This is a genomic window from Pseudomonas sp. 22189 (assembly GCF_052045635.1).
GTDB lineage: Bacteria > Pseudomonadota > Gammaproteobacteria > Pseudomonadales > Pseudomonadaceae > Aquipseudomonas > Aquipseudomonas parakoreensis.
This window is the reverse complement of record NZ_JBQEPG010000034.1, coordinates 19,924-39,735: the sequence shown is the minus strand read 5'-3', so window position 1 is coordinate 39,735 and position 19,812 is coordinate 19,924. Positions and strand designations below refer to the sequence as shown.

At 60.1% G+C, this 19,812-nt stretch carries 20 protein-coding genes; 6 read left to right on the top strand and 14 right to left on the bottom strand.

The window, feature by feature from the left end; all coding sequences use genetic code 11:
- Positions 1-38 precede the first annotated feature (38 nt).
- Complete coding sequence (locus ACTJKS_RS25285) at positions 39-965, bottom strand: alpha/beta fold hydrolase (RefSeq protein WP_262949050.1); 927 nt, start codon at positions 963-965, stop codon at positions 39-41.
- A 21-nt stretch (positions 966-986) separates the two neighbouring features.
- Complete coding sequence (locus ACTJKS_RS25280; protein ID WP_262949051.1) at positions 987-2,438, bottom strand: flavin-containing monooxygenase; 1,452 nt, start codon at positions 2,436-2,438, stop codon at positions 987-989.
- A 172-nt stretch (positions 2,439-2,610) separates the two neighbouring features.
- Between ACTJKS_RS25280 and ACTJKS_RS25275 the strand changes: the two genes are divergently transcribed.
- Positions 2,611-3,684 (top strand): diguanylate cyclase, encoded by a 1,074-nt coding sequence (locus tag ACTJKS_RS25275; RefSeq protein WP_198760020.1) that lies wholly within the window; start codon positions 2,611-2,613, stop codon positions 3,682-3,684.
- A 125-nt stretch (positions 3,685-3,809) separates the two neighbouring features.
- A complete protein-coding gene (locus ACTJKS_RS25270; protein WP_198760019.1) occupies positions 3,810-5,045 on the top strand; it encodes a M20/M25/M40 family metallo-hydrolase in 1,236 nt (411 codons plus the stop codon).
- Positions 5,046-5,109: 64 nt separating this feature from the next.
- On the opposite strand, the gene ACTJKS_RS25265 is transcribed toward ACTJKS_RS25270, so the two are convergent.
- From ACTJKS_RS25265 to ACTJKS_RS25215, 11 genes are all read right to left on the bottom strand, one after another.
- A complete protein-coding gene (locus ACTJKS_RS25265) occupies positions 5,110-5,286 on the bottom strand; it encodes a hypothetical protein (RefSeq protein WP_198760018.1) in 177 nt (58 codons plus the stop codon).
- A 17-nt stretch (positions 5,287-5,303) separates the two neighbouring features.
- Entirely contained in the window at positions 5,304-5,963 is a 660-nt protein-coding gene (locus ACTJKS_RS25260) for a transposase (protein WP_145595239.1), read from the bottom strand.
- Complete coding sequence (locus ACTJKS_RS25255; RefSeq protein ID WP_262949052.1) at positions 5,960-6,733, bottom strand: hypothetical protein; 774 nt, start codon at positions 6,731-6,733, stop codon at positions 5,960-5,962. The genes ACTJKS_RS25260 and ACTJKS_RS25255 overlap by 4 nt, the downstream gene beginning before the upstream one ends.
- A gap of 326 nt (positions 6,734-7,059) precedes the next feature.
- Positions 7,060-7,929: an isocitrate lyase/PEP mutase family protein gene (locus ACTJKS_RS25250; RefSeq protein WP_007968750.1), complete on the bottom strand. Its 870-nt coding sequence runs from the start codon at positions 7,927-7,929 to the stop codon at positions 7,060-7,062.
- Positions 7,930-8,114: 185 nt separating this feature from the next.
- Positions 8,115-9,149, bottom strand: coding sequence for an arginine N-succinyltransferase (gene astA / locus ACTJKS_RS25245; RefSeq protein ID WP_262949053.1), 1,035 nt, complete (start codon positions 9,147-9,149; stop codon positions 8,115-8,117).
- Between the two features lie 61 nt (positions 9,150-9,210).
- Positions 9,211-10,227: an arginine N-succinyltransferase gene (locus ACTJKS_RS25240; protein ID WP_047293392.1), complete on the bottom strand. Its 1,017-nt coding sequence runs from the start codon at positions 10,225-10,227 to the stop codon at positions 9,211-9,213.
- 119 nt (positions 10,228-10,346) lie between these two features.
- Positions 10,347-11,696: an APC family permease gene (locus ACTJKS_RS25235; protein WP_262949054.1), complete on the bottom strand. Its 1,350-nt coding sequence runs from the start codon at positions 11,694-11,696 to the stop codon at positions 10,347-10,349.
- 85 nt (positions 11,697-11,781) lie between these two features.
- Entirely contained in the window at positions 11,782-12,534 is a 753-nt protein-coding gene (locus ACTJKS_RS25230; protein WP_262949055.1) for an N-formylglutamate amidohydrolase, read from the bottom strand.
- The gene (locus ACTJKS_RS25225; protein ID WP_041074159.1) at positions 12,518-13,849 is read right to left on the bottom strand and encodes a glutamine synthetase; all 1,332 of its coding nucleotides are present in this window, start codon (positions 13,847-13,849) and stop codon (positions 12,518-12,520) included. Before ACTJKS_RS25225 ends, ACTJKS_RS25230 begins: the two co-directional genes overlap by 17 nt.
- Positions 13,846-14,490 (bottom strand): isochorismatase family cysteine hydrolase, encoded by a 645-nt coding sequence (locus tag ACTJKS_RS25220; protein ID WP_145595250.1) that lies wholly within the window; start codon positions 14,488-14,490, stop codon positions 13,846-13,848. The genes ACTJKS_RS25225 and ACTJKS_RS25220 overlap by 4 nt, the downstream gene beginning before the upstream one ends.
- A gap of 2 nt (positions 14,491-14,492) precedes the next feature.
- On the bottom strand, positions 14,493-15,347 hold the full coding sequence (locus ACTJKS_RS25215; protein ID WP_095668866.1) for a MurR/RpiR family transcriptional regulator: 855 nt from the start codon (positions 15,345-15,347) through the stop codon (positions 14,493-14,495).
- Positions 15,348-15,658: 311 nt separating this feature from the next.
- Between ACTJKS_RS25215 and ACTJKS_RS25210 the strand changes: the two genes are divergently transcribed.
- Positions 15,659-16,249, top strand: coding sequence for a histidine phosphatase family protein (locus tag ACTJKS_RS25210; RefSeq protein ID WP_262949056.1), 591 nt, complete (start codon positions 15,659-15,661; stop codon positions 16,247-16,249).
- Positions 16,249-17,004: a precorrin-6A synthase (deacetylating) gene (cobF, locus tag ACTJKS_RS25205; RefSeq protein ID WP_108183103.1), complete on the top strand. Its 756-nt coding sequence runs from the start codon at positions 16,249-16,251 to the stop codon at positions 17,002-17,004. Before ACTJKS_RS25210 ends, cobF begins: the two co-directional genes overlap by 1 nt.
- A gap of 106 nt (positions 17,005-17,110) precedes the next feature.
- Here the strand turns inward: cobF and ftrA are convergent, their stop codons facing one another.
- Positions 17,111-18,085 (bottom strand): transcriptional regulator FtrA, encoded by a 975-nt coding sequence (gene ftrA / locus ACTJKS_RS25200; protein ID WP_440829035.1) that lies wholly within the window; start codon positions 18,083-18,085, stop codon positions 17,111-17,113.
- A 102-nt stretch (positions 18,086-18,187) separates the two neighbouring features.
- Between ftrA and ACTJKS_RS25195 the strand changes: the two genes are divergently transcribed.
- On the top strand, positions 18,188-18,616 hold the full coding sequence (locus ACTJKS_RS25195) for a rhodanese-like domain-containing protein (RefSeq protein WP_108183101.1): 429 nt from the start codon (positions 18,188-18,190) through the stop codon (positions 18,614-18,616).
- 294 nt (positions 18,617-18,910) lie between these two features.
- Entirely contained in the window at positions 18,911-19,690 is a 780-nt protein-coding gene (locus tag ACTJKS_RS25190; RefSeq protein ID WP_003226194.1) for an ABC transporter substrate-binding protein, read from the top strand.
- Positions 19,691-19,812 lie beyond the last annotated feature (122 nt).

The following is a 19,812-nucleotide window of genomic DNA, read 5'->3' as shown; positions in this document are numbered from 1 at the left end:
TGAGGAAATTCATTGTGGTGAGGGGATAGTGTTGGGATTCATCGCTGATTGCCCAGAAACTCCCGATACAACCGCGCAGTATTCCCCGGTTGTTCGACCATCGGCATGTGCCCGACACCGTCCCACACCTCGACCCGCAGATTGGCGATGCCCTTGCTCCACACCGGCACGCTGCTGACGTCGATCAAGCGGTCCTTGCGCCCCCACAGCAGCAGCGCCGGGCATTTGATTTCGGCCAGTTTCGGTTCCATCGGCGGGCTGGCGCGAAAGTCGCGGAAGATCTCTTCCAGCTCATCACGTTGGCGTTGGTAACGCTGGGCGATGGCGTCCAGCACCAGTCCGGGTACCCACGGTGGCGAGGCCATGGTCATCGCATAAAACTGGCGGAATTCTTCCCGGGAGTTGATCAGGAACGGGTTATGTCCACGGGCCAGATGGCGTTCCATGTCGCTGGCCTGCGGTGCGGTGACGCCGGCCGGGTCGATCAGTGCCACTGAGGCAATCCGGTCCGGGTAGGTTGCCGCCAGCCACGCTGCGATGTAGCCGCCCATCGAGTTGCCGATCACGTGGACTTTCTCCACACCGCACACGTCGAGCAGCTGGATCATGCGCTTGGCCTGCAGCGCAATGTCATAGCCGCCACCGGCCTTGAAGCCGGTTTCACCGTGGCCGGCGATGTCCGGAATGATCACTCGGTACTGGCGGACAAAGTGCCTGGCGAAGCGCAGCCAGAGGTTTTTCTCGGCACTGTAGCCGTGCAGCATCAGGATCGCGCTGGCCGCTTCATAGGGGCCACCCTGCCAGGTCGAGACCGTCATTTCGGCAATCGGCACTTCGATCTTGTGCAACTTGTACATCCTGGCCTCGAGCGCCGTGCTCAGGTCATACAGCCAATGGCCGATCGCCGGATAACTCAACCAGCTCCAGGCCACGAAAACCGCGAGAGCGACAAACAGCACAAGCATCGACGTCTTCCTTTTACGTGTTCAGGACAGAATGTGGTCAGCCGGTTTCAGCGCCCGGGTCAACCGGTAATAGCTGAAACTGAAGCCCGGAAATATCGCGATCACATGACCGCTCTTGCTCTGATACCAACTGTGACAGCCGCCGGACTTCCATACCGTGCGCTCCATCTCACGGTGGATCATTGCAGTGTAGGTACGTTCCGCGTCGGGGCGCACTTCGATGCTGCGCAGTCCTTTTGCCTGCAGGGTGTGGATGCAGTCGAGGATGTAGTTCATCTGCGCCTCGATGATGAACAGCGCCGAGGTATGCCCGATGCCAGTGTTGGGCCCGGTGACGATAAACAGGTTGGGAAAGTCTGGCAGGCTGGTGCCCAGGTAGGCGCGCGGGTACTGCGCCCAGACATCCTTGAGTTGCACGCCGTGCCTGCCGGTCACCGGATAGGAGACCACGCCGTCGGTGGCGTCGTAGCCTGTCGACCAGATAATCAGATCGACATCGATGTGCTGGCCGTCCGTGGTGGTGATCCCGGTTTCATCGAGCGCGGCGATGCCTTGTTCGCGGCTGTGCAACGTGACATTGGGCCGGGTCAGCGCCGGGTAATAGGTGCTGGACAGCAGAATGCGCTTGCAGCCGATGGTGAAGTCCGGGGTGAGTTTTGCGCGCAATACCGGGTCCAGCACCTGTTGCTTGAGAAAACGCAGCGCCTGGCGCTGGACCAGGTGAATCGCCGGTTTCGAATATTTGAAGGCGATGACCCGCGTTTCGAATTGCCAGTAAAGCAGCCAGCGCAGCAGCTTGTAGGCCGGTTTTACCCCCAGCAGCCAGCGCTGAAAAGGTCCGAACCGTCGATCGGCGCGCGGCAGCACCCAATGTGGTGTGCGCTGGAATACGTGCAGTTGTGCGACCTCGGGGGCAATTGCCGGAATGACCTGCGCGGCGCTGGCGCCGCTGCCGACGATGGCCACGCGTTTACCGCGGTAGTCGTAGCGGTGATCCCAATTGTTTGTATGAAAAGTCTTGCCCTGAAAGCGATCCTGGCCGGGGAAGGGCGGGATCACCGGTTGGCTCAATGGCCCGGAGGCGTTGATCACGAACTGCGCGCAGAACATCCCTTTGTCAGTGTGCACCGCCCACTGCCTGGCGGCGTCATCCCATTCGATGCGTTCGACGTTGGTTTGCAGTTCCACGCGTTCGCGCAGGCCGAAGCGTTCGATGACGTGTTCGGTGTATCGGTGCAGTTCAGGCTGGGTGGCAAACATCTGCGTCCAGCGGTACGGCGCGAAGGACAGCGAGTACAGCGGTGAGGGCACATCCACCGCCGCGCCGGGGTAGGTATTCTGGCACCAGGTGCCGCCGAAGAACGCCCTTCGTTCCAGCAGGCGAAAATCGTCAATGCCGGCCTTGAGCAAATTGACCGCCGCACATTGACCGCCAAATCCGCTGCCGATGATCAACACCTGGTAGGTCCGCATGGGTCTCCTTCTTATAGTCGTTTCACCGTTTTCATCCTTTCAGGTATAGCTAAAAATTCGCCGAGTGGGAGCGGGTGGCTGGGCGGTGATGGCTATTTAACGGCTGGCTGATAGACTCCCAGCACATCGGTCTGACGGTGTGCGCAGGTTCCGTTGAGTGGTCGAGGCCCTTATGCGAAACAAGGGGGGAAAGGGACTTTCACTGGCCAGGAGGCTTTATACATCGCGAACCCTCGGCCTGGTGCTGGGGTTGTTGTGCGTTGGCGTGGCGATGTACCCGCTTGACCCGCCGCCGTGGGTCTGGGCACTGATGCTGTTCAATGGCCTGATCTGGCCGCATCTGGCGTTTCAATGGGCCCGTCGCTCCAGCGTTCCCTACCATGCTGAACACCGCAATCTGTTGATCGACGCGTTTATGGGCGGCTTCTGGGTCGCCGCCATGCAGTTCAATCCGTTGCCCAGTGCCACCACCGTTTCGATGATGGCGATGAATAATGTCGCCATCGGCGGCTTGCGTTTTCTCGCGGCGGGCCTGGCGGCGCAGGTCCTTGGAATCGGCGTCGGCCTGGTGGTGTTCGCCCCGGCGTTCATCCCGCCCACCTCACCTTTACAGCTGTATGCCTGCCTGCCGTTGTTGATGTTGTACCCATTGGCGCTGGGCTGGATCTGCTTTCGCCAGGCCTACACGCTGGGCCTGCACAAACGTGAACTGCTGGCCCTGAGTCGCACCGACAGCCTGACCGGTCTGCTCAACCACGGCGCCTGGAAGGATCAACTGGACATCGCGTTTCAACGTTGCCGTCGACAGCAACAGGGCGCGGCGATTGCGTTGATCGATATCGACCACTTCAAGTCGATCAATGACACGTATGGGCATGTGGCGGGTGACATCGTCCTGCGCCAATTGAGCAAAATGCTCAAGCAGAACCTGCGCGCTGCGGATATTGCCGGGCGCTACGGCGGCGATGAGTTCTGCGTGATTCTGCCCGACCTGCCGCTGTTCAATGCCGCGCAGGCCATGGAAGCCTTGCGCGAACGTTTCGCCACCCTGGGTTACGAGCAGAACCCGGCGCTCAAGGTCAGCCTGAGCATTGGCCTGGCGGCTTATGATCCGGCGCATGGCGACGCGACCCGCTGGCTCAATGATGCGGACCAGGCGCTGTACGAGGCCAAGGCAACCGGGCGCAATCGGGTGATCTGCAACAATGACGATCTGCCGAAGCAGGAACTGCTCGATTCGGTCTGACTGCCCAGCACAATTTCCTCCTACAGGTGTTCGGTGTCGGCCGCAGAGATGTCGCATCCGGTGTAGAGCCTTGCGCCGATGTCAGGTACGGTTCAATCCCCCCGACGCGAAACAAGGATCGATTCATGACGTTCTCATTTTCCCGCTCGCTGCTGGCCGCCAGCCTCGGCCTTTCCCTCGCCTTCAGCGCTGCCGGTGCCTTTGCCGAACCGCACAAGCAAGTGCTGACGGATGCCGAGCAATATCAACCCGAAGCCCTCAAACTACTGGAACGGCTGGTCAACATCGACTCCGGTTCCGGCTATGAGCCGGGCCTGAAGCAAGTCAGCGAGATCGCCATCGATGAGCTGAAAAAGCTTGGCGCCACCATCGAACTGGTGCCCAACACCCCGGAAAAATCCAACCACGTGCTGGCCACCTTCAAAGGCACCGGCAAGGCAAAAATCCTCTTGATGGCGCACATGGACACGGTGTTCAAGGAAGGCTCCGCGGCCGAGCGCCCGTTCCACATCAAGGACGGCCGCGCCTACGGGCCGGGGGTGATGGACGACAAGGGCGGCATCGTCGCCGGGATCTACGCGCTGAAGATCCTGAAGAACCTCGATTTCAAGGATTACGCGCAAATCACCTTCCTGCTCGATGCCAGCGAAGAAACTGGCTCGGACGTCGCCACCGACCTGATCAAGAAAACCGCCAAGGCCCACGACGTGACGCTCAACCTCGAACCGGGGCGTCCGGCCGATGGTCTGGTGGTGTGGCGCAAAGGCAGCGCAACGGCGCTGGTCGAGGTCAAGGGCAAGGCTGCGCACGCTGGCGTTGCGCCGGAGCTGGGACGCAACGCAGCGATGGAAGCGGCGCACCAGATTCTGCAACTGGGCAAACTCGGCGACGAAGCGAAGAAAACCACGATCAACTTCACCGTGCTCCAGGCCGGTGATCGCACCAACGTGATTCCCGATCACGCCACCGTCAAGGCTGACGTGCGCGCGGCCGTGCCGGAAGAATTCGACCGGATCGAGAAAGACCTGGCGCGGGTCTCGCAGGACAAGCTGATCGCGGAAACCGAAGTCACCACCAGCCTCAAACGCGGCTTGCCGCCGATGCCGCAAACGGCGGAGTCGGATCGCTTGATGGCGATGGCCCAAGGGATTTACGGCGAGATCGGCCGCAAGCTGACCGAAGAGGGCAGTGGTGGTGCGGCGGATGCCAGCCTGTCAGCCGGCGTGGGGACGCCGACGCTGGACGGTTTCGGGATTGTCGGCGGCAATATTCATACGCCGGAGGAGTACGCCGAAGTGGCGAGCGTGACGCCGCGGATTTATCTGTTGTCGCGGATGATCATGGAATTGGCGGGCAAATAGTTGCCACGCGTGAAGGCGGCAGCCGTTAAGGCCTGCCACCTTCATACGGTGAATCCTGAAGCAATCAGGCTTGTTGCGGGGTGTTCCAGAATTGTTTGATTTCGTGAATGTTGCCCACGTTGTAACGTGGAATGATGCCTGCACATGGCGATGCCGCAGCGGTTGCAACCGGCGTATTGATGACGTTGGCGCCGGCGTGCAGCAGTGGAGTCTGGTTCCAGTTATCGAGTTGCTTGTTCATGCAGATTTCCTTTCTGATTAAGTGAGCAGTGATGTCTGCTCACGTTGTAGCCGTGACAGCAGGCTGTCATAGAGTGCTGTCTCCTGGCGGGCGATGCCGGGATAAGTCGGCACCAGATTGTCGTCGAAGCACCAGGCTTCTTCGGTTTTGGCTGCCTGCGGAGGATGAATAAGCAAACTCAGCGAGGCAGACATTGTTTCAGGTGGTAGCTGTTTGTGTACTTCCTTTAGTGGAAGCATGTGCAGCACCTCACCCGGAATAAGTTTAAGGACTCGTTCTTCGCCGAACTCGGGCCTTCTGCCGGCCTGGAGCGGCGCTTGATCCAGAATCTCCCGTGAAACGGTGGTGTAACCGTCACCGCTGTAACCCACGCAATAGAGTTCGAAGTCATGACTGTGGTTAAGGTCATAGATAAAGGTTTCCCTTTCATCCCGTGACGTGACCGGCGACCAGAACCCCAGGCGAACTGTAAACAGATCGTTGGAGTGCAGGACAAATGCATAGGCCCCGTAAAGCCTGTTTTTGGTACTGAAGCCGTCCTGTTGAATCGTGGTGTAGAGGTACTCGCTCAACAACGTGCGGTTAGTCGCCAGTTGACGCAGATCTTCCACGATCCTTGAACTGTCCAGTTGCAGATCGTAAGTCGCCATGCGCTCGATAAATGACTGTAGTTTCATGCCGCTTCACACTGGTCAAGCAAGTAGTTCAGGCGACTGTCTTGCAGGTTTCTCAACAGCGGGGCGCAACTTAGTGCGGCCTGACGATCCGTTCTGTTGATCATCTGAAAGGCCCGCCAAGCGACAGCGGGGTGATAGTGATAAATCAATTCCTGCGCCACTTTGCAGGCTCCGGGATCCTGTGCTGCTTCGAGCAGTTCAAGACTCACCAGAAAGCGCGCGGCGCTGTCGTCATGAGGAAACCAGCCGATTTTGCGCAACGAGTGGGGGTCGAACACACTGATGTCGGCAGTTCTGTCGGGCAGATTGATGCTGCCAATAAACGCCGGGTGCCCGTTTCCATTCGGATTGCTGTCATACAGCATTTTGCTGCCGTCGATGAACAACGGATTTTCGGCATCCACGATCACCTGCTCTGCGCGCGTCAGATATTCACCGTCGAGCCGATAAAGCTGGATGGCATACGATTGCCCGTTGATGGCGAACAAAACGCTGTTTCCGGGTACGGAATATAGTTGCTCAGGCGCAGATGCGTTATCAGGTGCCTTGAGGCTGATGTTTCCATCTTTGTTGCAATATAACGTCAACGTTCCGGTGTGGATGTTGGTCGCTTTCATGATCGCGGCGTGACGGGACAAATTCTCGGTATCTGCTTCAGGTTCGGATAACTGGTCGGCCAGACTCTTTACTTCGCTCCCCATGTTTGTTGTTTTGATGCAGGTAATAAGCTGGTCAGGCTTCAAGTCTGGGTTGAGCAGGTTTTTTATCATGGGAAGTCGCTTTGTCATTTTCTGTCAAATGTACTTTTTAGACTATTTGATCAGGCGTAATTATCAGGTTTGTTATTTCGTTTTGTTAAACAGATCTCCGCGCTTGAGGGTTTGAATGTTTTTGCTGTTTAACGGTTTGCGATTATAGAGAGGCGATATTTAATATCAACGCTGTAGTTGTTGTTAAATATTGGTGTTTGTTTGTAGGTGTGTATCGCTGGTAGAAGCTGGCTATTATCAATTCGCCTTTTCTCGCAACTTGGCCGGTGACATTGCGTCTACCGGCCATCTTTAGAGTTGCCCGAAACCTTCGTATCAGTGAGCAATCACTCCTTGACGCTCATGTATTCCTTCGCCCACAGAATGTAATCCTCTGGCTGGGTGTAGGTGTGCGTCAGTTCGGTGGCACTCAGGTCCGAAGCCTGGGTGAAGATCTGGCGTTGCTCACGCAGGCTGTCGTAGGTGGCCTTGATCGCCGCGAAGTACGCGCCGTGACCGTCGATGGTTACGCGCACACCGAGTTCGGCCAGACGCTTGTCATCACGCAGCGCCGGGTTGCCATAAGTGACCAGCATCAGTGGCACGGTCAAGTGTTCGGCAATCTGTTCAAGCTGATCGAAGTCCTGCACGCCGACCATGCAGATGCCGTCGGCACCGGCGGCCTGGTATTGCTTGGTGCGGCTGATGATTTCCTGGTTCGGCAGAATGCCGGCGTTGGTGCGGGCGATGATCGCCATTTCCGAATCGACCCGGGCTTCCAGCGCTGCACGGATCTTGCCGACGCCTTCGGCAACCGAGATCAAGTCGGTGGATTTACGGCCGAATTGTGCCGGCAGCAGCGTGTCTTCGATGGTCAGGGCGGCGACGCCGGCGCGTTCCAGTTCGACGATGGTGCGCATCACGTTGAGAGCGTTGCCGTAGCCGTGGTCGGCGTCGGCGATCACGGGCAGCTGAGCGACGCGGCCAATGCGGGTGGCTTGCTCAGCGAACTCGCTGAGGGTGATCAAGGCGAAGTCGGGAGCGCCCAGCACCTGCAACGAGGCGACGGAGCCGCCAAGGATCCCCACTTCAAAACCCAGGTCTGCGGCGATGCGCGCGGACATCGGGTCGAACACCGAGGCCGTGTGGTAGCAGGTGTCGGAAGCCAGCAATTGACGGAAGTTACGGCGCAAATCTTGATGGGAAAGCCTGGTCATACGAGTTCCACCAATACAAAGGAATGGAACGGCTTGAGCAAAGGTGTCAACGCCGAAGAATGAAAAGGCTATCACGCGAATGGGTCAAGGTTCATGACGAATTTGCAAGTGAGGCGTTGATCACGGATGCAAAGGCTGAAAGGTTTCATCTGCAATCAGCGGATTTCCAGTGTCAGGGCCGGCGTTCAGGCCGCGACTGCATGTTGCTGTTGCCTGGGCAGCAGCACGGCGCGGACCGAATTGCCCGGCTGCAGTTGCAGGCGCTTGGCGGTCAGGCGATCGACCACCAGGGTATTGCCGACCAGACGACCGGGGGCCACGGTGATGCGGCAGTTCTCCAGGCGACGGTTATGGATCAGCCACAAGGGGGCCTGATCGTCCGGCGTGCCGAGGCTCAGGGTCAGCGCCTGGCTGTCGCGTACGGTACGAATGCTGCCGATCGGCGCTTCGATCACCGGGCCGCCGTCGAAGATGTCGATGTAGCCCTTATGCACAAAGCCTTCCTCGCGAAGGATCTTCAGCGCCGGCTCGGTATTGGGATGTGTCTGGCCGATGGCCGCTTGTGCCTGTTCGGTCAGCATGCAGGTGTACAACGGTTGGCGCGGCATCAGTTCGGCGATGAACGACTTGTTGCCCAGACCCGACAAGTGGTCGGCGTGGCTGAAGTCCATCTGGAAAAAGTGCCGGCCCAGACTGTCCCAGAACGGCGAACAACCGCGTTCATCGGCACTGCCACGCAGTTCGGCGATCATCTTCTCGCCAAATAATTGCGGAAATTCAGCCACGAACAGCAGGCGCCCCAACGACAGCAGCCGGCCGTTGCTGCCATGACGATGGTCGTGGCTGAGAAACAGCGAGCACAGTTCCGACTGGCCGGTCAGCTCATTATTGAGAAACAGCGTGGGTATCTGCCGGGAAATGCCCAGATCCGCTGATGAACTCACGGTCAACCCGACGCGGTAGTTGTACCACGGCTCGCGCAGGCCAACCGCGCCGGTCAGGGCGCTGACACCCACCACGCGCAGGTCGTCGTCTTCGAGCACGAACAGGTAGTCGGCGTCGGCCCGTTCCACCTGCTCGGCGAACGCACGTTGCGCCCAGCGCACCCGGTGAGCGAGGCGGTCTTCATTGGCCGGCAGGGTGGTGAACCCGGGGCCAGCCTGCTGCACCAGAGTCATCAGCGCTGGCAGGTCGCTGACTTTGACCGGACGGACGATCATGCGGTAACTCCTTGTACGCGCCTGTTCGGGCACTGTCGTTGGGTGTGCAACCGGGCGCCGTTCACAGGGCTGTCAGCCTGATCGTGCTGCCATCGGTGACCTTCAGCGCCGTGCACAGGGCTGGCGTAAGGGACAGCGGTTGATCGGGCTGGTAATCCAGTTCGGCGACGATGGCCCGGAAACCGTGCAAGGCGTCGTTGCTCACCAGATAGCGTCCCCGTGCATCGATTTGTGCTTGCTGACGCACGGTGGCGGTCTGGCTGCGGGCGATCGAACGGATGTTCGCGGTGCGCGCATACAGGGTCGGGCCGGCGTCGAACAGGTCGATGTAGCTGTTGGTTTCAAAGCCTTCGCGTTCAAGGATGTCGAACGCTTCCTGGCCGTCCGGGTGAATCCGGCCGATGCATGCCTGTGCTTCCGGGGGCAGCATCGGCACGTAGATCGGGTATTGCGGCATCAGTTCGGCGAGAAACGTGCGGCTTTGCAGACCGCACAGGCGCTCGGCCTCGACGTAGGGCAGGTCGAAGAAATGCTTGCCCAGTGCATCCCAGAACGGTGAATGGCCATTCTCATCGCTGTAGCCGACGATTTCGGTGATCACCGCATCGGCGAAACGGGATGCGTGAGCGGCGATGAACAGCAGCCGCGCCCGCGACAGCAGTTCGGAAAAAGCGCTGCGCACCAGCGCATTGTCGATGTGAAAACCGCGCAGCAGGGTGTGGTCGTTGAGGTCGTGACACAGCGACAACGCCGGCACGCCGTGTTCGATGTTCAATTCCCGCGAGGCACTGGTGAAGTGGCGGTTGCGCAGGCTGTAGAACGGTTCGTTGAAACCGGCCGTGGCGAGGATCTCCGAGCAGCCGACAAGCCGCCGAGTGTCGAGGTCTTCCAGCACGAAGAAGTAATTCTCCGGGCCTTGCGCCTGAATGTCGTGGTCGAACGAGGCGCAGGAACCGGCGATTTTTTCACGCAGGCGTTCGCTGTCGTCTGGCAGCGACGTGACGCCGACCAGACTGTCGCGGGCCAGTTGCTGCAATTGCGGCAGGTCGGTTGGCTCGACTGGGCGTAAGACCAGCATGGATGTACTCCTGTATCAAAGGGTCCGGTGATCCGCACCGAACCTGACTATCACTGTCGGTTGCCACGCTTTAAAGCGGCGGTCGCCTGATTTGTTGTCAGACGCCGCTCTTTTTCTTGTCAGCCATTACTCGGGTCAGGCAACGCACTGCTGGCGCCGAGCTTGTTCAGGAAGAACAGGTACACCAGACCCAGCGCGATCCAGATCAGGCCGAGTTTCTGCGCATCGACGCCCATGTTGTACATGATGGCGGCGACGATGATGAAGCCGATCACCGGACAGATCAGATGGCGCACGACCTGGCCGGACTTCTGCCGACGCCAGTAGTAGTTGATCACTGTCAGGTGCAGCAGCATGAAACCGCTGAGGGCGCCGAAGTTGACCAGCGAGGTCAGGGTGTCGACCGAATTGATGAACAGGTAGCAGATCACCAGCGACAGCAGCGCCACCAGATAAATGCTCAGGTACGGGGTGTTGTGCTTCGGGTGCACCTTGGCCAGCACTTTCGGCAACTTGCCGTCACGGGCCATGCCGAACAGCAGGCGCGACACCGCGGCTTGCGAGGTGATTGCCACGGCAACGCCCCAGGCCAGAGCAGTCGCCACACCGGTCAGCGTTGCCAGCCAGCTGCCCGCCGCGATTTCGGCGATTTCATAGAACGCGGTGTCGGCGGACTTGAAGCCCATGCCGGCAGCGAGGTCGGTGGCGATCCAGGTCTGTACGACGAAAATTGCGCCCATCACCACCAGCGTGATCAGCGCTGCCCGACCGACGCTTTTGCCCGGGTCGCCCTTGATTTCTTCGGCGAGCGTCGAGATCGCATCGAAGCCGAGGAACGACAGCACCGCAATCGACACCGCTTGCATCAGCAGGGCGAAGTTGAATGTTTCCGGGTGATACAGCGGCGCCAGGGTCAGCCCGCCGTTGCCGCCGCCGTTGTGCAGGGCATTCCAGGCGTAGAACAGGAAAATCCCCAACACCACCAATTGCGCCAGCAGGAAGATGATGTTCATCCGTGCGGTGAAGGTGATGCCGCGCAGGTTGACGAACGTCGCGCTGACCAGGAACGCCAGAATGAAGCCGACTTTCGGAATGTCCGGATAAAGATGGTTGAGGGCCATCGCCGCGTAGACGTACAGCAGCGGCGGAATCAGCAGGTAGTCGAGCAGCATCAGCCAGCCGGCGAGGAAGCCGACGTGTTGGTTGAGGCCGCGTTGCGCGTAGGAGTAGACCGAACCTGCAATCGGAAATGCCCGCGCCATGCTGCCATAGCTCAACGCGGTGAACAGCATCGCCACCATGCCGATGATGTAGGCCAGCGGCACCATCCCGGGCGCCTCGGCATTGACGTAGCCATACACGCCAAACGGGGCGATGGGGATCATGAAGATCATTCCGTACACCACCAGATCGGTCAGTGTCAGGCTACGTTTCAACTCCTGTTTGTAGCCGAACTCTTCTATTTCCATGAAGCGCAACTCCTTGTCAGCCTATCCGGCGTTTTTAGTTGTTATGTCGGTCCATCGGTTACCGCGTTATCAATCTTTGCATTCGTTACAGCAGCGGTGCCAGGCGCTCGACCCACAGCGAAACCGCTTCCGGGCTGCGCAGCAGATCGTTGCGCACCTCGATCAGCACCGACTCCAGTCCACGGGCATCGCCGTGCACCGGCACGGTCATGTCACCCAGCGGATCGATCCGGTACGGCTGGTTGCCCGCGACCTTCAACGGGTGCTGGCCGAGGCCGTCGATCAGCTGTTGTGCATAGGCGCTGGCCTGGCCGAACAACACGCCGACTTCCAGCGGGCGCGGCTGGCCGTAATACACCGGGGTAAAGCTGTGAATCCCCACCACCCGTACCGCTTGACCCTGCGCGACGCGTTGGTCGATCAGGGTTTGCAGCCGGGCGTGAAACGGTTTGAACAGCGTCTGGCGCCGGTACTCGCGAGTGGCTTCGTCCAGCTCGCGATTGCCGGGCACCTGATAAATCTCGCTCTGTGCCGGAATGCTGTCGGGGGCATGCCGGGGCCGGTTGAGGTCGATCAGCAACCGTGAATAGTTGGCGCTCAACAGTGTCGCCCCGAGCACTTGCGAGAGCTTTTCAGCCAGTTGCAAGGCGCCGATGTCCCAGGCGATGTGCTCGCGCGCGGCTGCATCGTCCAGGCCCAGATTGTTCAGGGCTTCGGGGATGTAGCGGCTGGCGTGCTCACACACCAGGATCAACGGATGCGATGAATCTTCACGACTCAGGTTGTAGACCGGGCGGGTATACAACCCCAGCTCGGCGGATTCAGTACAGGCGTGCATAGTGCTCACACAGGTCAGCGGGCGAGAGCTGTTCCGTCAGCGCCAGTTCCTCGGTTTTAAGGGCGTGGTAAGTGTCGAGCAACGGCTTGGGCAGCCATTGGTTGAAGGCTGCACTGTCACGCAGGCAATCCAGCGCCTGGGCCAGCGAGGCGGGCAGGGCAACGATGCCCCGGGCCTTGCGTTGCTCGTCGTTGAGTGAATCGGGAATTTCGTCAGTGATCGCGTTCAGCGCCAGACGCTGTTCGATGCCCAGCCGTCCGGCGATCAGCAGCGCGGCCATCGCCAGGTGCGGCGAAGCGGTGGCGTCCATGGCGCGGAACTCCAGGTTGTACTGCGCCGCCACGGATTTGCCGCCCAGGCTCACGGTCGGACAAATGCGCAACGCCGCTTCACGGTTCTGCTGCCCCAGACACGCGTAGGACGCGCTCCAGTGATGCGGCTGCAGGCGTTCGTACGACACCGGCGTCGGCGCGGTGAATGCACACAGCGCTGGCAGATAATGCAGAATCCCCGCCGCCCAATGCTGGCCGAGGGTCGACAGACCGTTGCTGGTGCCGGCGTCGTAGAGCAGCGGCAGACCTTGCAGGTCGAGCAGGCTGACGTGCAAATGCACACCGTTGCACACCGCATCGGCCTTGGTTTTCGGCGCGAAGCTGACGTCCAGGCCCATTTGCCGGGCGATTTCACGGGTGATCTCGCGCACATTGACCGCACGGTCCGCCGCTGCCACGCCACAGGTCGGGCGGCAGGTGATTTCGTATTGATGCTTGCCGTATTCCGGCAGAAACATCTCCGGCTCGACGCCACCGGCACGCAAGGCGCTGAGCAGCCAGCCGCCGAACTCGGCGCCCTGACGCTGGGCTTCGAGGGAAAACGCCAGGTGTTCGGCGAAGCCGGCATGCAGGTTGAATTCGTGTTCGAACGCCGCGTTGACCTGCAGGCCGAGGTCGTTGCGATAACGTTCGATTTCATCGCGCAGCAGCGTGCGCGGACAGGCACTCCACGGGCGGCCATCGGTTTCGCGAATGTCGCCGTGGATGAAGTCCAGCGCCGGCGCTGCGGCATCCGGGCCGTTGCCGACGGTGACGCGGCTGCTCAAGTCAGGGATCAGCCGCAAATCGCCATACGCGCCCCACGGGTTGGTCGAGGCGATGATGTCCTGCGGCGTCAAGGCACTGTTGGCCGGCACCCAGCCGCAACCGGCCGCTTGATAATGCTCCAGCTGATCGGTGGGAAAAGAACGGCCACGGGTGATGCCGATCAGGTCAGTGGTGACGATGGTGGTCATCGGCAACGGCGTCAGGCGCTCGCTCATGGGCGCATCTCCTGCAAGCGGCCGAGCACGGTTTGGGTGTCGCTGATCCAGCAGTAGCCCTTGATCGCATTCAGGCAGGCGTCATGTCGCGCCGGGGTGTAGGTGGCGCAGGCGTCTTCGACCAGCGTCACCAGATAACCGCGGTCGGCGGCATCACGCACCGCCATGTCGACGCACTGGTCGGTGACAATGCCGGCGATGATCAGGTGGCGGGTTTCGAGGTTGCGCAGCACGTAATCGATGTTGGTCGAGTTGAACACCCCGGACGAGGTTTTCGGCAGCACGATTTCGTTTTCCACCGGGGTCAGGTCGTCGATGATCCGCGCCTGTTCACTGCCCTTGGGCAGGTGCATGTCCGACAGTTTGTGATCCAGCGAGCGGTCGCGACCGTCGGCGGTCAGGCTTTCGATAATGGTGTGCAGCACGTTCTGCCGCGCTTCACGAAAGGCGCTGAGCAAGCGGCGCTGGTTGGGCACCACCTGCATGTGGGTGCGGGTCAGGAAATACTCGGCGTCCGGGCCGTTCAGGTGCGGGTCGAACTGCGGTTCGAGCCAGGCACGCTGCATGTCCACCAGCAGCAACGCAGTGTGGTCGATGACGAACGGCAAGTCCCGCGGCGAGCGGTGGGGAAGACTGAACATCCTTATTTATCCTCCAGCAAGTGGGTGTGGAACTCGTTGCGCAGGGCGTCGATGCCTTCCAGGCGATCGGCCAGATCGGGGCTGCGCAGGGTCAGGCAGGCAATCAGTGCTTCGACCTGGGCCAGCGCTGGCACCATGGTGTCGAACGGCGAAGCCGATTCCACCGGGGCACTGATGATCAGGTCGGCCAGTTCGCGCAGCGGTGAGGCATAGATGTCGGTGAACAGCACCACCCGGGCGTTGCGGCTTTTTGCAGCACTGGCCACGCGCAAGGCCTGGGTCTGATAGCGGCGATAGTCGAACAGCAGCACCACGTCCTGGCGTTGCAGATCGAACAGGCGGTCGGGCAGCTGCGCGTTGTCTTCCAGGGCAAAACAGCCGGGGCGCAGCAGGCGCAGGTGATTGAGCAGGTAGTTGGCCATCAGGCTGCTGAAACGCCCGCCGAAGCAGTAGATCTGGTGCCGCGTATCGAGCAGCCAGTCGAGCAGAATGCGTACGTCTTCGGGCTGGGTCAGAACCTGGGTTTCCACCAGCAGGCGTTGGCTATCGGCCAGATAATGGCCCCAGGCGTCGTCCTTGTTCAGGTGCGAACGCGGTTGCAACAGGGTACGCGGCGAGCGCAGGCGGTGGTCCATGTCGCTGAGCAGGGCGTCCTGGAATTCGGCATAACCGCCGAATCCGAGCTTCTTCACCAGCCGCACGATGGTCGGATCGCTGACGCCGGCGTGTTCGGCCAGACGCGCCATCGGACCCAGGCCATTGCGTGGATACTGGTCGAGCAGGGCGCGAATCACTTTGCGCTCCGACGGCGTCAGCTCCAGGCCGGGATCGGTGATCAAGTCTCTAAGAGGGGGCATCCGGGCTCCTGCTGGATGAGGGGGTGTTGAATTTGTTTCATAATCCGTTAAAACAGTATTTATGTAACTCAGGTTACATGTCTAGTGAATTTTTTGCGGTAGGAATTCACTGTTTAAATAACCTCAAAGAGCTGTGTCACAAGGGCTACACCGATGTCCTCGACCCTTGTAGTCCATTGCCTATTGGTGTGTGAGACATTGCCGTTTTTGTACGCTCGCCGGGGTATCGTCCTAGCTCGCGAGGTCCCCCGGGCCGCCCGGTTTTACGGCACAATTGCCGCAAAACCGGCGGTTTGCCGCCGATTCAACCGATGTTCAGCGAGTGCAACCCTGTGCAATCCACCTGTTTGACATTGATCTGCCACGCTCGAACCGTCGCACAGAAATTGTCGCGTTTTCCTACGAACGAGCCTGTTGAAAATCCGCCATCAGGGCTCGGTGCGTTGGCCGCACAACTCGCCAGCGCCGGCCGTCTGCTGTGCGGGCCGGAATTGCGTACGCGCCAGACCGCCGAGTGGTTTGGTGCGGCGCCGCAGGTAGACGAAGCGCTGCGCGATTGCGATATGGGGCGCTGGCACGGACAAGCGATCAAGGATCTGCAACTGCGCGAGGCCGAGGCTTTGCAGGCATGGATCAGTGATCCGCAGGCGGCACCCCATGGCGGCGAGTCGGTGACGCAATTGGGCGAACGCGTGGCGGCGTGGCTGGCCAGCCTGCAAGGCACGCCGGGGCCTATCGTCGCGATCACCCATCCTTTCGTGGTGCGAGCTGCATTGATGCAGGTGGTGCAGGGCGTAGCGTTCAACGCGATTGATGTTGAACCGCTGTCAGTCGTTGAACTGCGGTTCAACGGGATCTGGCGGCTACGCTTGCCGAGTAGCGTTCGTGTGGGAGCACAGTGATGAAACGACTGCTGGTCATCGGCATCGGCGCCGGCAACCCCGACTACATCACCCTGCAGGCGGTGAAAGCGCTCAACCGGGTAGACGTGTTTTTTCTGATGGACAAAGGCCCGCACAAGGACAAACTGATCGATCTGCGTCGCGACATCTGTGAGCGCTACATCACCGATCCTGCCTTTCGCTTCGTCGAGGCTCACAGCCCGGAGCGTGAGCGTGGCGACGTGGACTACACCCGCGCGGTCGAAGATCTGAACCGTGCAAAGCAGGAAACCTTCGAGCGGCTGATCAATCAAGAATTGGCTGACAACGAATGCGGCGGTTTCCTCGTGTGGGGCGATCCGGCGCTGTACGACAGCACGATTCGTATCCTGCAGGCGATTCTGGCGTCAGGCCGCTGTGCGTTCGAGTTTGAAGTGATCCCCGGGATTACCAGCGTTCAGGCACTGGCCGCGCAGCATAAAGTGCCGTTGAACAGCATTGGCCGGTCAATCGAAATCACCACGGGCCGGCGTCTGGCGGCGGGGCAGGTGAGTGACACGGATAGCCTGGTGGTGATGCTCGACGCTGAAGATTCCTACCGCCATGTGGCGGATCAGCAGACCGAGATTTACTGGGGCGCTTACCTCGGCACACCGGATGAAATTCTGATCAGTGGCAAGCTTGAGGATGTTGCGGATCAGATCGAGCGCACGCGCAAAGCGGCGCGGGCCGAGCATGGGTGGATCATGGATACCTATCTGTTGCGCAAGCCCTAGATTGTGTTTGTCAGGGCTGGCCCCTTCGCGAGCAGGCTCGCTCCCACAGGGAACGCATTTCAAATGTGGGAGCGAGCCTGCTCGCGAAGGAGTCATCACAGCCAACTCAGGAAATGGCTTTGACCCCACGCCCAAACCGCTCCCGATACACCGACGGCGGCACCCCGACCACGCTGCGAAATGCCACGCGAAAGCTTTCCACCGATCGGTAACCACAGCGCTCGGCAATCTGTTCGCTGTTGTGTGCTGTGCTTTCCAGCAGTTCCCGCGCCCGCGCCAGGCGTTCGTGTTGCAGCCACGCCTTGGGCGATTGGCCGCTGGCCTCGCTGAATCGCCGCAGAAACGTGCGTTCGCTCATCGCCGCTTCGCTCGCCAGATCGCGTACTTCCAGCGGTTGGTGCAGACGCTCGCGAGCCCATTGCATCACCCGTGACAAATCGTTGCGCGGCGTTGGGCTGACAGGCGTGGCAATGAATTGCGCCTGGCCGCCGGTGCGTTGCGGCGACATCACCAGCCGCCGCGCCACCGAATTGGCGACCTGAGTGCCAAAGTCGCGGGCCACCAGATGCAGACACGCATCGATCCCGGCGGCACTGCCGGCCGAGGTGATCAATTGACCCGAGTCGACGTACAGCACATCCGGATCCACCGCAATCGCCGGGAAGCGCCGCGCCAGTTCATCGCTGTAGCGCCAGTGGGTGGTCGCGCCGTGGCCGTCGAGCAAGCCGCTGGCGGCCAGCACGAACACCCCTGAACAGATCGATAACAGCCGCGCACCGTGGGCGTGGGCCTGACGCAATGCGCCAAGCAGGTCCAGTGGCACCGGGGCTTCGCGATCCCGCCAACCGGGAATGATGATGGTGCGTGCCTGCGCCAGCAGCTCCAGGCCGCCGTCGGCCAGGACGTGAATGCCGCCCATGGCGCGCATCGGCCCTGCGTCGACGGCGGCGATGCGTTGCTCGTACCACGGGAAATCGAACTCCGGCCGGGCGAGGCCGAAGATTTCCACGGCAATCCCGAACTCGAAGGTACAGAGGCCGTCGTAGGCCAGAATCGCGACCAATCCAGGTGAATCAGGCATTTGGCGGAAAGTTCCCGGTGAGTGTCTTGCGCGCCACTGTAGCGCCAAGTGACGGCCCGATAAAGTCTGTTCACACCCCAACATATGAAGGAGCCACACAACATGACCAGCCTGGTTCGCGACATTCCTGCCGCACCGTCGGCCATTGCCCTGATGCATTTCAGCAACCGTCTGACGTTTGAAACCGATTGTTCTGACGTGTACAGCAGCCAGGAGGCCGGTGAGGTCGATTTTGTCTTGGTCGATGTGCGCGGGCCTTTGGCGTTCGAGCGTGGTCATGTGCCGGGCGCGATCAACATTCCGACCCGCTTGCTGACCGCCGAAGGCCTGGCGGAGTATTCGACGAGCACGTTGTTCGTGGTCTATTGCGCCGGACCGCACTGCAACGGCGCCAACAAGGCTGCGGTGAAACTGGCGGCGTTGGGTTACTCGGTCAAGGAGATGATCGGTGGCGTGTGCGGCTGGCTGGATGAGGGCTTCAGCTTGAGTACTACTCAAGCCGCCAAGGCGCCTATTGGATGTGAATGCTGAATGCTTTTGTAGGAGCTGCCGAAGGCTGCGATCTTTTGACTTNTCGGCAGCTCCTACAAAGGCAATTTTTGTCATTTTCAAAGATTTGTCCTACAGCCTTTGCACCATGTCGGCGCACCGTTGATCCCGGTCAACGCGTGCGCCGATGTTCTGTAAGTATTTGTCGCCTAAACACAATTTACCCTGTGCGCGCCGCCATAGACTGCCGTCCACTTCGGTTTTTGCTACTTGATGGCCATGACCGAACGCCAATCGAAAGCTGCCAATAAAAGCCTCCGCACACAGGAGTAATAAATGAAGAAGCTAGTGATGTTCGGTGCCCTGGCACTGTCGATGTTGTCCCTGACCGCTGTGGCCGAAGACGCCAAACCGATTCGTCTGGGGATCGAAGCCGCTTACCCGCCATTCTCGATGAAAACCGCTGACGGCAAGCTCACCGGGTTCGATGTCGACATCGGCGATGCGCTGTGCAAACAGATGGACGTTAAATGCGTGTGGGTCGAGCAGGAGTTCGATGGACTGATCCCGGCACTCAAAGTGAAGAAGATCGACGCGATCCTGTCCTCGATGACCATCACCGACGATCGCAAGAAGAACGTCGATTTCACCATCAAGTACTATCACACCCCGGCGCGCTTCGTGATGAAGGAAGGCTCCGGTGTCAAAGACCCGCTGACCGAGCTCAAGGGCAAGAAAGTCGGCGTACTGCGCGCCAGTACCCACGACCGCTACGCCACCGACATGGCCAAGGACGCCGGGTTTGAAGTGGTGCGCTACGGCTCGCAACAGGAAGCCAACCTGGATATGAAATCCGGTCGTCTGGATGCGATGCTGGCCGACTCGGTCAACCTCAGCGACGGTTTCCTGAAGACCGACGCCGGCAAAGGCTTCGAATTCGTCGGCCCGACCTACGAAGACGCCAAGTACTTCGGTGGCGGCGCCGGCATTGCGGTGCGCAAGGGCGATACCGAGCTGGCCGAGAAATTCAACAAGGCCATCACCGAAATCCGCGCCAATGGCGAGTACAAGAAAGTGCAGGACAAGTACTTCGACTTTGACGTGTACGGCCATTAATACGCTGTAGAAAAAAGTGGTCCCGTATGCGCGGTGGCCACTTTTTTTGTGCCCATGATTTATTCTGCCAACACCTATCCAATGTAGGAGCTGCCGCAGGCTGCGATCTTTTGATCTTGACG